Consider the following 13,239-nt stretch of genomic DNA (forward strand, 5'->3'; position numbering starts at 1 on the left):
CATAATCTATGCTAAAATCTCTGGACTATCTGGAGGTTTGCATGAGTGCTGCTAATCAATTTAAGCTGAATACCGACTACCAACCTGCTGGGGATCAACCCCAAGCAATTGAGTCCTTGTTAGACGGTTTGCACCAAGGCTTAGTCAATCAAACCTTGCTCGGTGTAACGGGCTCTGGCAAAACCTTTACGATGGCAAATATTATTCAGGCCACCCAACGCCCTGCGATTATTTTAGCGCACAATAAAACGCTGGCAGCTCAGCTCTATGGTGAGTTCAAAGAGTTCTTCCCCAAAAATGCTGTTGAATATTTCGTTTCTTACTACGACTACTATCAGCCAGAAGCTTATGTACCTTCTAAGGATATTTATATCGAGAAGGACGCCTCGATCAATGATCATGTTGAACAAATGCGCTTATCAGCCACCCGCAATTTGTTTGAACGCAAAGATGTAGTCATCGTCGCTACTGTGTCAGCGATTTATGGTTTAGGTGATCCTGAGTCTTATTTAAAAATGCTGCTGATCTTAGTGCGTGGCGATAAAACCGATCAGCGCACCTTACTCCGCCGCATGGCTGAGCTGCAATACACACGCAATGACTTGGATTTGCAGCGCGGCACTTTTCGGGTACGCGGGGATGTCATTGATATTCATCCTGCTGACTCTGATAAAGAAGCTATTCGCATTGAGCTATTTGATAATGAAATCGAAAATCTTAGCTATTTTGATCCATTAACAGGTGAAGTCCTACGACGTGTACCCCGCTTAACGATTTACCCGAAAACCCACTATGTCACTCCACGAGAAGTCTTGCTGGAAGCCGTCGATAAGATTAAAGACGAGTTACAGGATCGCTTGATCGTCTTAAAAAATGAAAACCGTTTAGTCGAGGCACAACGTCTTGAACAACGCACCATGTATGACATGGAAATGATTATGGAAACCGGTTATTGCTCAGGGATTGAGAACTACTCACGTTATTTGTCTAAACGCGCACCCGGCGAACCTCCACCTTGTTTGTTTGATTATCTGCCGCGCAATGCATTGGTGTTTATTGATGAATCGCATGTCACCATTCCGCAATTTGGTGGCATGTATAAGGGTGACCGCTCACGTAAAACTACCTTAGTCGAATACGGCTTTCGCTTGCCTTCAGCCCTAGATAATCGTCCACTGAAATTTGAAGAGTTTGAGCGTTTAATTCCACAGGCAATCCATGTCTCTGCTACACCGGGTGCTTATGAATTAGAGCATTCAGATAATGTGGCGGAGCAATTAGTACGCCCGACTGGCCTCATCGACCCTTTCGTAGAAGTGCGTCCCGTACTGTCTCAAGTGGATGATGTGATGTCTGAAGTGACTGAAAGAGTAAAAAAAGATGAACGGGTTTTAGTCACTACCCTCACCAAACGCATGGCGGAAGACCTAACCGACTATCTAATGGAACATGATATTCGTGTGCGCTATCTGCATTCTGACATTGATACCGTGGAGCGTGTGGAAATTATCCGTGATTTACGCAAAGGTGAGTTCGATGTTTTAGTCGGGATTAACTTATTGCGCGAGGGTTTAGATATTCCTGAAGTTTCCTTAGTTGCCATTTTGGATGCTGATAAAGAAGGCTTTTTACGCTCTGAGCGCTCACTCATCCAAACTATTGGCCGTGCGGCACGTAACTCAGAAGGTAAAGCGATTTTGTATGCGGATAAAATCACTGACTCGATGCGCAAAGCCATGGAAGAAACCGCACGCCGCCGAGAAAAGCAGTTAGCTTTCAATGCAGCGCATGGCATCACTCCACAAACTATTCGTAAGCGCATCGCCGATGTGATGGAGGGTGCATATGCCAATGCTAAACGTAATGACAAGAAAGGCAAAGGACACAAAATCGCGGATGAAGGCACTGATTACCGAACCATGAGTCCGGCTCAAGCTGTGAAAACTTTAAAACAGCTGGAAGAGAAAATGTTTGCCCTAGCTAAGAATTTGGAATTTGAAAAAGCGGCTGCAATGCGTGATGAGCTTGCAAAACTGCGTGCTCAAGTCTTTGGCTTAGCTTAAACCAATGAACACCTGCTCCAGTGACATTGAAGAAGCAACTTTAAGAAAGATGCTTCTTCAGGCTAAAGCTAGTTAATGCTTTTTACTCAACTTGTCCATCATAGCGTAGAGTACACCAGAAAACACAAAGGTGATGTGAATGCCGATCATCCACATTAAATCACGATCACTTAAATTACTCACCGCCATGAAGCCTTTTAAGAGCTCAATACCTGAGATAGCCACAATAGAGCCAATCAACTTAATTTTTAAATCAGTAAAACCAATTTGACCCATCCAATCAGGACGATCGGCATGCCCATGCAAATCCTCCATTTTGGAAACAAAATTCTCATAACCACTAAAGATAATGATAATTAGCAAATTCATAATCAAAGAAATATCAACAATCGACAGCACACCTACTATGATTTCATTGCCATCTGCCACCAAAATAGTTGAGATTAATGCCCAGAGTTGCTTAAGAGCCTTAAATAATAACAACACCATACTAACGACTAGAGCCAAATAGATAGGTGCACTCAACCATCGGCTCATGAACAAAAAATGTTCAAAACTACTTTCTATATTTTTCAATTTTAAGCTTCTAGTTATTAACAAATGGTAGAGAGTATAACGAACTGAGTCTTAAAAGGTTAAATTTCCCTAGGCAATTTTATGAACATTCGTTTCTAAACACGTTATGATGGCTCACAAAAAATTAAACTGACAGGACGACAGATGCCACAACAGCTACCTCCTCTGAATGCCTTACGTGCTTTTGAAGCCGTTGCACGTCACCAGAGTTTTACTAAAGCCGCTGAAGAGCTTTTCGTGACACGTGCTGCGATTAGTCACCAAATTAAACACTTAGAAGATTTTCTTGGCGTTGAGCTTGTTGAACGTCATAACCGCTCGATTACCTTAACTAAAGCAGGCGAAGCTGCCCTCCCTAAACTGCGGGAAGGTTTCAATACCCTCGCGGACGCGGTGCATGTCATGCGTTCTCAAAAGACCAATGAAAGCTTAAGTGTGTGGGTTGCGCCGTCCTTTGCATCAAAATGGTTAGTGCCACGTTTGCATACGTTTGCCCAACAACATCCCGACATTGATATGCGTATTAGTGGTGAGGCCAAATTAGTCGATGCAACTGAGCAACATGGTGCTTTGGATGAGTTATTTCGTGCACATGAAATTGATGTGATGATTCGCTTTGGTTTAGGCAATTACCCCGGCTGCCAAGTAGAAAAGCTATTTTCTGTAGAAGCTGTGCCTTTGTGTAAGCCTTCTTTGCTCACTGATCTCCCACACCCTTTACGTACACCACATGACTTACGTTTTCACACCTTACTGCATGATGAAACACCTTATGTAGGGCGCCCTAGCTGGGAGCGTTGGCTACAGCTCGCTAAGGTAGAAGGTGTCGATTTTAAACGTGGAATGCATTTCAATCATGTGTCTTTAGCGATGGAAGCAGCCATTGATGGTCAAGGCGTGCTACTGAGTATGGATGCTTTGGCGCAACATGATATTGAAGCGGGGCGTTTGTGTATTCCCTTTCCACTCAGTATGCCTTTAGAACATGCTTACCATATTATTCGCCCTAAATCTGCCACCACGAACCAACGAGCAGCCTCAGCTTTTATTGCTTGGGTCTTAGCCGAAGCCGAAGAACAGGAAGAAAATAAACTAGCTTAAAATGGCTGCATTTTTAATTTCTGCATAAACAATTTGCCCGTGTTTCAGCTGCAAGAAGCTCGCCGTTTTACGCGTAACTTGTGCCAACAATAACTCAGCCCCGACCCGTAAACTCACTGTGGTATAACCCACAGCCTGATTCATAATGCCTAACACTTGCGCATGTAAACTATTGAATGGCTCAAAACTCGCGGGGGGTTGTAAAGCCAAACTGACGTCTCGCGCATAAATCCGCACACGCAATTGACTACCTTTTGGTAAGGCTAGATGTGGCACACTCAAAACGCCCCCTGAAAAACGTAATTGCAATAATTGAAAGGCTGCATCATAAGCGAAGACTTCAGCCGTTAGAACACTAGACGCTCGTTGGCTCTGAGCTAAAGGTAAGTCCAAACGAGTCAAGACTGCTTGCAATTCGCCACTGGCTAAAATTTTTCCCTTATCCATCAACACTAGATGATCGGCAAGTTGAGTCATTTCTTGGGGTGAATGCGTGATATATAAAACAGGTAACTGCAAGTCCCACTGCAAACGGCGTAAGTAAGGCAAAATTTCATATTTATGGGCTTGATCAAGTGAGGCTAAAGGCTCATCCATCAATAATAACTGCGGATCTACCGCTAAAGCACGGGCAATTGCAACACGTTGTTTTTCCCCCCCTGAAAGCTTGGCAGGTGAACGCTTGAGTAAATGACCGATATTTAAAAGCTCAATCACTGTATCTAAGCTTTGAGATGGGTTAGATCGTAAACGTAAACGCTTACGTCCATAATCAATATTCTGTTGGACGTTTAAATGTGGAAATAAACAGGACTCTTGAAACACATAACCTAAGGGGCGTTGATAAGCGGCTAGTGAATAATTTCTAGTGCTATCCTCCCAGACAATCTCTTTGACCTTGCAATAAGCAAGTGCTGGCCTCTCCAAACCAGCAATACAACGCAGCAATAAGGTTTTACCTGAACCCGAGCTACCTGTAATCACGCTTATCCCAATCGCAGGCAATTCAAGTTGCACATCTAACTCAAAGGCTGCTAGTTTTAAGCGAAACTGGACACTAAGGGTGCTCACGTACTTACTATTTGCCTCGATTCAAATAATACAAACTTAGCAAGACACTAAAAGCAAACAACACCAATAAAGCTGCTAAACTATGCGCCGCTTGGTAATTCATCGACTCCACATAATCATACAATTGCACTGAGACTACCCGTGTTTCCCCTGAAATATTGCCACCAATCATCAGCACGACCCCAAACTCTCCCACTGTATGCGCAAAGCCCAACACTGTCGCGGTGAGAAAGCCATGTTTAGATAAAGGCAAGGCAACACTAAAAAAAGTGTCCAATGGACGTGCTTGCAAAGTAGTAGCAGCCTCTAGCAGCCGTCTATCTAAACCACTAAAAGCGGCCTGAATCGGCTGCACCACAAAAGGCAAAGAGTACAATACAGAAGCGACCAATAAGCCTGTAAAGCTAAAAGGCAAAGTATCCAAACCGATTGACTTCATGCTTTGCCCGACCCACCCTTTTGGCCCTAACAGAATCAGCAAATAGAAACCTAAGACGGTTGGCGGCAAAACTAAAGGTAAAGCCACCAATGCATTTAAAGAAGCTTTCCACCAGCGCTGGGTATAAGCTAAATGCCACGCTAGAGGCGTGGCAATCACCAGTAAAATTCCTGTCGTTAAACCTGCCAACTTGAGCGTTAAACTAATCGCTGTCCAATCTTCTGGGCTCAACATAGTTCACTGAGCCTTAGGTAAACCGTAGCCATAACTGCTAATCAGTTTTTGCGCTTCAGGACTTTTGAGAAACTCTAAAAAACTTTTAGCCGCTGCACTATCCTTAGCTTTTGTTAAGAGCACAGCATCTTGTTGAATTGGCGCATAATAATCATCTGGAACTTGCCAAACCGAGCCTTCTTTGACAATCCCCTCTTTCTGTACTTGCGATAAAGCCACAAAACCTAAATCAGCGTTGCCAGTAGCAACAAACTCATAGGTTTGGCTAATATTCTCACCCTGCACCTTTTTCTCGGCTAAGGTTTGAGTCAGACCTAATTTATCTAAGACCTCAATAGCAGCAGCGCCATAAGGTGCTGTTTCAGGATTAGCGATAGCAAGGTGTTTAAATTCATTTTTTTTCAAAACCTCACCTTGGGCATCGACATAATCTTTTTGGCTACTCCAAAGTACTAGTTTGCCTAGCGCATAGGTAAATTGACTCTCCGCCACCGCAAGCTGTGCATCAACCAGCTTTTTCGGCGTTTTACTATCAGCAGAAAGTAACACCTCAAAAGGTGCTCCATTTTCAATTTGTGTATAAAGCTTGCCGGTGGAAGCGGCTGAGATTTTTAGCTCATGTCCACTACTCGCTTTAAATACAGTGGCTAAAGCCTCTAAAGGCTTGGAGAAATTAGAAGCCACAGCGACTTGTAGCTCATCGGCCGTTACACCTAAAAGAGAGCTACTTGTTATTAATAGTAAACTTAACCAAACTTTCTTCATATCGATATTCCTTTAAAAGCATAACGCTAGTTAAAAAATTTTAAAGCTGTAAATGTTCCGAACGCTGGGCTAAGAACAAATCAAAATCCTGTTTGATTGCCCAAAAAAGTTCGATAGCTTTTTCACCAGTAGTCGTTAAACTCGCACCACCGCCCCCCTTGCCTCCTGTTGCACTTTGCACTAAAGGTTGTGGGCTGTGCTGGTTCATCGAGTTGACTAACTCCCAAGCTTGCCGATACGACATTTGCATAGAACGTGCCGCCGCGCTGATCGAACCATATTCACGAATTCTTTCTAATAAAAGTACCCGCCCTATTCCAAGGAAAGTGCCTTGCGGGCTTTCAATCCAGAAGCGGCCTTTGAGGTGATAAGTAGGTATCGAGCTATCCATAAAGCGTTATATAACAAAAAACATAACGTTTGGCTATAGACTTAAACAGGATTGTTGACTTGCTTAACAGGATCAAGTTTGAGAGCGGCCCGCACTTGCTGCTCGCTGTAAGCAGCTAACTCTTTACGGGCACAAGCTTGGCTATCAATGGCTGGCAGGAAATGTACTTCAATCAGAATCTGGGGCTCACCTAAGATCCTCCAAAGATTTTGCAGCAGCGTTTGCGGATTAAGATAAGGGACTAAGGGATGCGTTTGCCCTTGAGGTGTTTTGTAATGAATCGCCACTGGCTGAATAGCAACCTTAGCTGTGACAGCCGCGGCAAATAAACGCGCATGGAAAGGCAAAATCCGAATATTGTCTGTCGTAGTCCCTTCAGGAAACATCAGAACACGTTCATTTTGTTGCAAATGCTCAGCGATTTGCTCACTGGCACCTTTAGCACCATCGCGTTTACCACGCTCAATGAATAAGGTACCTGCTTTATCCGCTAACCAACCAATCACCGGCCAAGCTTTGACTTCACTTTTAGAAAGGAAAGTAATGTCAGTTTGCCCACCCAATAGCGGAATATCTAACCAAGAGACATGATTAGCAGCTAACAAACTCCCACCTGTCACAGGTGTACCATACGTGCTAATGCGTCCGCCAAGAATGCGTACAATGCGCCCCAGCCACCAACGTTTTAAACGTCGGTAGCTCGGATCAATTGCAGAACGCCCCAGCAAGCCAGCAAATAGAGCTGTTATGCAGACTCCGGCCAAGACATGAAAGGCTAAATTAGGTAATCGCAATAAACGTCTGAGTAGTCTCACCAGAATCTCATCAATAGCAGCTTTTAAGAACTAACGTCTGCTCCTGCTTTGGGGCGGTTGGTATGGCGTACATCCTTACCTTCCACTAAATAAATCACATATTCGCAGATGTTTTTACTGTGATCACCAATCCGCTCTAAAGAACGCGCACACCATAAAACATTCAAACTATCCCGAATGGTGCGCGGATCTTCCATCATATGCGTCAACAGCTGGCGCGATAATACATCAAACTCAGCATCAATTTGCAAATCACTTTCCGCAATCTGCCGCGCCGTTTCCGCATCCATCCGCGCCATTGCATCTAAAGTACGACGTAGCATTTCGCGTACATGATCACCTAGATGACGTAAAGCAGTATGTAAGGAAGTAGATAGACCTTCAGTCGAAATCGCATGACGGGCAATTTTTTCAGCCTCATCACCAATGCGCTCTAAGTCAGTGACTGATTTAATGATGCTAATGACTAAACGCAAATCGCCTGCAGCTGGCTGGCGACGTGCGATAATCTGGGTACAAGCCTCATCAATTTCAACTTCCAGACGATTTACTCGATAATCCGAATAAGCCACTTCTTCGCCTAATTGGCTATCATTTTCCATTAAAGCCCGTAAGGCTTTGCCTAATTGTTCTTCAACCAAGCCACCCATTTGCAAAGACTGGTTGCGTACATTTTCCAACTCTTGATTGTACTGATGCGAAGTATGCTGCCCGATGTCCATCGGAAAACTCCTTATAGTTTATTAGTTTGGACTAACCAAAACGCCCTGTAATATAGTTTTCAGTCAAACGATGCTCTGGATTAGTAAATACCGTATTAGTTTTATTCACTTCCACCAAATAGCCTAAATGAAAATAGGCCGTGCGCTGCGAAATCCGCGCTGCTTGTTGCATCGAATGCGTGACAATACAGATCGTAAAACTCTGGCGAAGTTCATCAATCAATTCTTCAATCGTTGCAGTCGCAATCGGATCAAGTGCAGACGTCGGCTCGTCCATCAGAATTACTTCAGGGCTGACAGCAATCGCGCGGGCAATACACAAGCGTTGCTGCTGACCACCCGACAAACCCGTACCGGGTGCTTGCAAACGATCCTTCACTTCATTGAACAGACCCGCTTTTTTTAAGCTGTCTTCAACAATATCATCCAACTCACTGCGATTAGTGGTTAAACCATGAATCCGTGGGCCATAAGCAACATTGTCATAAATGGATTTAGGGAAAGGATTCGGCTTTTGAAACACCATCCCCACCCGCGCTCGTAGCAATACAGGGTCTTGCTCTTTGGCGTAAATATCTTCGCCATCCAGTAACAATTGACCCGTGACTTTACAGCCATCAATCGTGTCATTCATCCGGTTTAAGCAACGCAAAAATGTTGATTTGCCGCAGCCCGAAGGGCCGATCATGGCAATGACTTCATTCTTACCAATGTCTAAATCGACTCCAAAAATGGCTTGCTTAGCCCCGGTATAAAACACATCAACATCACGTGTATAGAACTTCGGATCATCTAAAAACGGCACACCTACAGGTTGAGTTGCATGTTTCAGCTCCTCCACGATGGTTTGAATATCCACCGCTTGATCTTTAGAGTTCGCTGCTGATGGATCCTTTGAAGTCGGAAAAGTCATAGTATTATTGGTCAAAGCTAGAGTGTTCATAGGCTTACCAGCGTCTCTCAAATCTTTTACGTAACAAAACTGCCAGCAAGTTCATCATCACTAGGAAGAATAACAGCACAATGATGGCAGCGGAGGTTTTTTCAGTAAAGGCACGTTCTGGGCTATCCGACCACAGATAAATTTGTACCGGTAAAATCGCCGCAGGATCAGTAATGCCCTGTGGAATATCAACGATGAAAGCTACCATCCCGATCATTAATAGTGGTGCGGTTTCACCCAAAGCATGCGCCATGCCGATAATCGTACCGGTTAAAATCCCGGGCATCGCTAAGGGTAACGTATGATGAAACACCGTCTGCACCCGTGAAGCGCCCATGCCATAAGCTGCTTGGCGAATAGAGGGGGGTACTGATTTTAAGGCCGCTCGACTGGCGATAATAATCGTCGGCAAGGTAATTAAAGTCAGCACTAAACCACCTACCAAAGGCGTTGAACGTGGTACTCCAAAAAATTGGATAAACACTGCCAAACCTAGCAAACCAAACACAATCGAAGGCACGGCTGCAAGGTTATTGATATTCACCTCAATGAAATCCACTAAAGGATTATTCTTCGGAGCAAACTCCTCTAAATAAATTGCAGCAGCAACGCCAATCGGGAAAGCCAAAGTCATCGTCACCAACATGGTATAGAATGATCCCATCAGTGCACTCAAAATACCGGCTTGCTCAGGTTCACGCGAGTCGCCTGAGGTAAAGAAAGGTAGATTGAAGCGCCGCTCAATTTCATGCTTAGCCTCAAGATCATCCAGCCATACGAGTTGGAAGTCTTTAATCCGTCGGTCTGCTTCTGGCTGAGTACGATCAATATTGCCTTTAAAGTAGGTGTCAATATCATCATCAACCATCACCCACAGGGATTGTTGCGTACCAATCAGCTTAGGATTCGTCATCACCATTTTTTGCAAATCATACGTAGCACTTGAGCTGACCAACTTTTTCAAGGCCATTTTTTGCTTGCGCTCAGTCACGCCGGGGAAACGAGTCGTCAGTGCATTCATCACCACGGTGTCATAACTCGCAGCACGCAACTTATCTGCTGGCGCATTAGCATCCACCTCCAAAGCCTCAGTACTCAGACTCACGTCTAATTGCATATAGGTTTGTGTGAATGCTGGCCAACCTTGCATGAAAATCGTGCTTAACAGAATTGCTAAAAAGGCTAAGCTCAAAACAATCGAAGCCAACCCCCAAAAGCGGAAGCGTTTCTCACGGGCATAGCGCTTTGCAAGGCTCGCACGCACTAATTCAGTTTTATTACTCATCTGCATCATGCCTGCTCCGATTTATTCGTATTGTTCGCGGTACTTACGCACAATGCGCAAGGCCAAAATATTGAGGATCAGCGTCAAGACGAACAGGGTTAAACCTAGAGCAAAGGCTGCTAAGGTTTTTGGACTATCGAATTCTTGGTCACCCGTTAGCAAGGTCACGATTTGTACCGTTACGGTGGTGACTGCCTCCAAAGGATTCGCGGTGAGATTGGCGGATAGACCTGCAGCCATGACCACGATCATGGTTTCACCAATTGCACGGGAAGCGGCTAACAGGAAAGCACCGACAATACCCGGTAAAGCAGCCGGTAGAATGACTTGCTTAATCGTTTCCGAACGAGTTGCCCCCATACCATAAGAGCCATCACGCATTGTTTGTGGTACTGCATTGATGACATCATCTGAGAGTGAAGACATAAAAGGAATAATCATCACCCCCATCACCACACCCGCTGCCAAGGCGCTTTCTGAGGCGACGGTTAAACCAATACTTTCACCAATCGTCCGAATAAAAGGCGCTACCGTTAAAGCAGCAAAGAAACCATACACCACCGTAGGAATACCCGCCAATACTTCTAGAGCCGGTTTAACCCAAGCGCGCACGCGTTTACTGGCATATTCGGATAAATAAATTGCTGACATTAAACCGACAGGCACTGCAATCACTAAGGCAATCACCGAAATCAGCAAAGTACCTGCAAACAAAGGTATCGCACCAAAACTGCCCGAACCGCCGACTTGGTCATTACGAATAGCCGTTTGCGGACTCCAATGCGTTCCAAACAAGAACTCCGTGATGGGGACAGCTTGGAAGAAGCGTAAAGACTCAAACAGTACCGATAAGACAATACCCAAAGTCGTCACAATCGCAATCGAAGCACACAGGATCATCAAACCAACAATGACCTTTTCTACTTGATTGCGCGCCCGCAAGGTAGGCGCAATGTTGTGAAACGCCCAAAAAATACCTAAACCCGCTAAAGCGAACACCAGCACCGCTTTGATCATATTGCTATTCTGTTGCAATTCAATATAGCGGCGCGCAGCTTCCTGTTGAGCAGGCTCAGCGGTTTCGTCAATAACACCCGCTTTCGCCATGCTTTCCACACGATTCATGAATAAATTCACATTCGTGGCATCAGCTTTTTGAATTTCCGCAGGTAAGCTAGAAATGACATTCTGGCTAATAAAAGTTGGGCTGAAGAATGACCATAACATTAAAGCAACGAGCGAAGGCAATAAGCACCAAACCACCACCAAATGACCATAATAGCCCGGTAGAGAATGCAGCTTATTCACTCCACGATTGCCATTCGATACGGCCAACGCCCGCTTACGCCCAAAGAAGTAGCTAAATGCAGCTAACACCAGCAGTAGAAGCAAGATGATTGACGTATTCATACGTGTGTGTACCACAAAGAAAAAGAAGGTTTGCAGTAAGCAGCATAAGCAAGCATGAGAGCTTAGGCTGCTGCAAGCGGATAGTACTGAGGCTTTATGACAACTTTATGACAACTTTATGACAAAGTGACCGCCTTACCGCTGAAAAAATAGGAGCTAGTCAGCTAGCTCCCAAACGTTAACAAGAAAACCAATAGCTAATTAGAGAGACTCAAGAACTTTTAGACTTTTAGCAGCATCACTATTAGCAGCACGCTCCGTAGCTGGCATCGGAATCATGCCTTTTTCTGCTAAATAACCGGTATCACCCCAAGCTGCATCACTGGTCAATTCCATGACAAACTCTTCAATTCCTTTAACCGTACCAACATGCTCTTTTTTCACATAGAGATATAAAGGACGTGAAACGGAGTATTTACCAGCAGCGATATTTTCAAAGGTAATATCCACGCCTTCGATAGAAGAGCCTTTGACCTTATCAGCATTTTGCTCTAAGAAACTGAAGCCAAAAATACCGACTGCTTTCGGATTAGCCTGCAGTTTTTGGACGATCAGATTGTCGTTCTCACCCGCTTCAATGTACTTGCCATCTTCACGCATGTTGCCGCAAACTGCTTTGAATTTCTTTTCATCTTCTTTTTCCAGTTTTTTAATAGCTGGAAATTCTTTACAACCTGTATGCATGACTAACTCAACGAAAGCATCACGTGTACCTGAAGTCGGTGGTGGACCTAAGACTTCGATGGGCGTATCAGGTAATTCAGCATTCACTTCTTTCCATGTTTTATACGGATTAGGGATCAGTTTCAAATTACCCGTGACAGCATCCATATTGCCACCCGTAGTGTCTGGCACTTCTTTAGCTAAAGCTAGGAATAAATCTTTACGGGTTAATTTATAAGTTTCGGCATCTTTTGCGTTAGCAATAGCGATACCATCATAACCAATTTTAATTTCAATAGGGCTAACGCCATTCTTTTTGCAATCCGCCAATTCGCTTTCTTTGATCCGACGTGAAGCACCTGTCATATCCGCCGTTTCAACGCTAGCACCTTCGCAGAACAGTTTCATTCCACCGCCAGTACCAGTAGATTCAACTTTAGGAGCGGGATTGCCCGTTTTCTTTGCATAATTTTCAGCAACGACTGCTGAGAAAGGATAAACCGTTGAAGAACCAACGATTGAGATATTGTCACGAGCTTGAGCAGCACCAGTAGCAACCAGCAAGCCCGCTGCGATAGCCATAGACAGTTTTTTCATTTCAGCGTTCTCCGTTCATTAAGCCTTAAGATGCTGCACAGTGTAGAACCTGAATATGACAGTGTTGTGACACATGAAGCCCTTAACTAAATGGCATGCACCTAATCTATTAAAAGCAGCTCAAGACGAAAACATAAGGAATTCTACGGCGCAGTGCGATCATG

13 protein-coding genes are annotated in these 13,239 nt (G+C 44.5%); 2 read left to right on the forward strand and 11 right to left on the reverse strand.

What is annotated here, in order from left to right:
- Positions 1 to 41 precede the first annotated feature (41 nt).
- Positions 42 to 2,063: an excinuclease ABC subunit UvrB gene (gene uvrB, locus Q0307_RS12660; RefSeq protein WP_298661141.1), complete on the forward strand. Its 2,022-nt coding sequence runs from the start codon at positions 42 to 44 to the stop codon at positions 2,061 to 2,063.
- Between the two features lie 72 nt (positions 2,064 to 2,135).
- Here uvrB and Q0307_RS12665 read toward each other — a convergent pair whose 3' ends face one another.
- Positions 2,136 to 2,663: a TIGR00645 family protein gene (locus tag Q0307_RS12665; RefSeq protein ID WP_298661142.1), complete on the reverse strand. Its 528-nt coding sequence runs from the start codon at positions 2,661 to 2,663 to the stop codon at positions 2,136 to 2,138.
- A 120-nt stretch (positions 2,664 to 2,783) separates the two neighbouring features.
- On the opposite strand from Q0307_RS12665, the gene gcvA reads away from it, so the two are divergent.
- Complete coding sequence (gene gcvA, locus Q0307_RS12670) at positions 2,784 to 3,740, forward strand: transcriptional regulator GcvA (RefSeq protein ID WP_298661143.1); 957 nt, start codon at positions 2,784 to 2,786, stop codon at positions 3,738 to 3,740.
- On the opposite strand, the gene modC is transcribed toward gcvA, so the two are convergent.
- From modC to Q0307_RS12720, 10 genes are all read right to left on the reverse strand, one after another.
- Positions 3,732 to 4,811, reverse strand: coding sequence for a molybdenum ABC transporter ATP-binding protein (gene modC / locus Q0307_RS12675; RefSeq protein ID WP_298661144.1), 1,080 nt, complete (start codon positions 4,809 to 4,811; stop codon positions 3,732 to 3,734). The two genes, gcvA and modC, sit on opposite strands and share 9 nt — an antisense overlap.
- A gap of 7 nt (positions 4,812 to 4,818) precedes the next feature.
- On the reverse strand, positions 4,819 to 5,484 hold the full coding sequence (modB, locus tag Q0307_RS12680; protein WP_298661145.1) for a molybdate ABC transporter permease subunit: 666 nt from the start codon (positions 5,482 to 5,484) through the stop codon (positions 4,819 to 4,821).
- Between the two features lie 3 nt (positions 5,485 to 5,487).
- On the reverse strand, positions 5,488 to 6,249 hold the full coding sequence (gene modA / locus Q0307_RS12685; RefSeq protein WP_298661146.1) for a molybdate ABC transporter substrate-binding protein: 762 nt from the start codon (positions 6,247 to 6,249) through the stop codon (positions 5,488 to 5,490).
- A gap of 40 nt (positions 6,250 to 6,289) precedes the next feature.
- A complete protein-coding gene (locus tag Q0307_RS12690; RefSeq protein WP_298661147.1) occupies positions 6,290 to 6,640 on the reverse strand; it encodes a LysR family transcriptional regulator in 351 nt (116 codons plus the stop codon).
- A gap of 41 nt (positions 6,641 to 6,681) precedes the next feature.
- Positions 6,682 to 7,455, reverse strand: a complete 774-nt coding sequence (locus Q0307_RS12695; RefSeq protein ID WP_298661148.1) for a 1-acyl-sn-glycerol-3-phosphate acyltransferase — start codon at positions 7,453 to 7,455, stop codon at positions 6,682 to 6,684.
- Between the two features lie 23 nt (positions 7,456 to 7,478).
- Entirely contained in the window at positions 7,479 to 8,177 is a 699-nt protein-coding gene (gene phoU, locus Q0307_RS12700; RefSeq protein WP_298661149.1) for a phosphate signaling complex protein PhoU, read from the reverse strand.
- Between the two features lie 31 nt (positions 8,178 to 8,208).
- On the reverse strand, positions 8,209 to 9,120 hold the full coding sequence (gene pstB, locus Q0307_RS12705) for a phosphate ABC transporter ATP-binding protein PstB (protein ID WP_298661150.1): 912 nt from the start codon (positions 9,118 to 9,120) through the stop codon (positions 8,209 to 8,211).
- Positions 9,121 to 9,124: 4 nt separating this feature from the next.
- Positions 9,125 to 10,414: a phosphate ABC transporter permease PstA gene (pstA, locus tag Q0307_RS12710; protein ID WP_298661151.1), complete on the reverse strand. Its 1,290-nt coding sequence runs from the start codon at positions 10,412 to 10,414 to the stop codon at positions 9,125 to 9,127.
- Between the two features lie 12 nt (positions 10,415 to 10,426).
- A complete protein-coding gene (pstC, locus tag Q0307_RS12715; protein WP_298661152.1) occupies positions 10,427 to 11,815 on the reverse strand; it encodes a phosphate ABC transporter permease subunit PstC in 1,389 nt (462 codons plus the stop codon).
- A 201-nt stretch (positions 11,816 to 12,016) separates the two neighbouring features.
- On the reverse strand, positions 12,017 to 13,075 hold the full coding sequence (locus Q0307_RS12720; RefSeq protein WP_298661153.1) for a substrate-binding domain-containing protein: 1,059 nt from the start codon (positions 13,073 to 13,075) through the stop codon (positions 12,017 to 12,019).
- Positions 13,076 to 13,239 lie beyond the last annotated feature (164 nt).

Source organism: uncultured Thiothrix sp. (assembly GCF_937873765.1).
Taxonomy (GTDB): domain Bacteria; phylum Pseudomonadota; class Gammaproteobacteria; order Thiotrichales; family Thiotrichaceae; genus Thiolinea.

What these genes read in the sequence shown, in the direction of transcription:
- uvrB (WP_298661141.1), top strand. Translation starts at nt 42, where the DNA reads ATGAGTGCTGCTAATCAATTTAAGCTGAATACCGACTACCAACCTGCT.
- gcvA (WP_298661143.1), top strand. Translation starts at nt 2,784, where the DNA reads ATGCCACAACAGCTACCTCCTCTGAATGCCTTACGTGCTTTTGAAGCC.
- modB (WP_298661145.1), bottom strand. Translation starts at nt 5,484, where the DNA reads ATGTTGAGCCCAGAAGATTGGACAGCGATTAGTTTAACGCTCAAGTTG.
- modA (WP_298661146.1), bottom strand. Translation starts at nt 6,249, where the DNA reads ATGAAGAAAGTTTGGTTAAGTTTACTATTAATAACAAGTAGCTCTCTT.
- Q0307_RS12690 (WP_298661147.1), bottom strand. Translation starts at nt 6,640, where the DNA reads ATGGATAGCTCGATACCTACTTATCACCTCAAAGGCCGCTTCTGGATT.
- phoU (WP_298661149.1), bottom strand. Translation starts at nt 8,177, where the DNA reads ATGGACATCGGGCAGCATACTTCGCATCAGTACAATCAAGAGTTGGAA.
- pstB (WP_298661150.1), bottom strand. Translation starts at nt 9,120, where the DNA reads ATGAACACTCTAGCTTTGACCAATAATACTATGACTTTTCCGACTTCA.
- pstA (WP_298661151.1), bottom strand. Translation starts at nt 10,414, where the DNA reads ATGATGCAGATGAGTAATAAAACTGAATTAGTGCGTGCGAGCCTTGCA.
- pstC (WP_298661152.1), bottom strand. Translation starts at nt 11,815, where the DNA reads ATGAATACGTCAATCATCTTGCTTCTACTGCTGGTGTTAGCTGCATTT.
- Q0307_RS12720 (WP_298661153.1), bottom strand. Translation starts at nt 13,075, where the DNA reads ATGAAAAAACTGTCTATGGCTATCGCAGCGGGCTTGCTGGTTGCTACT.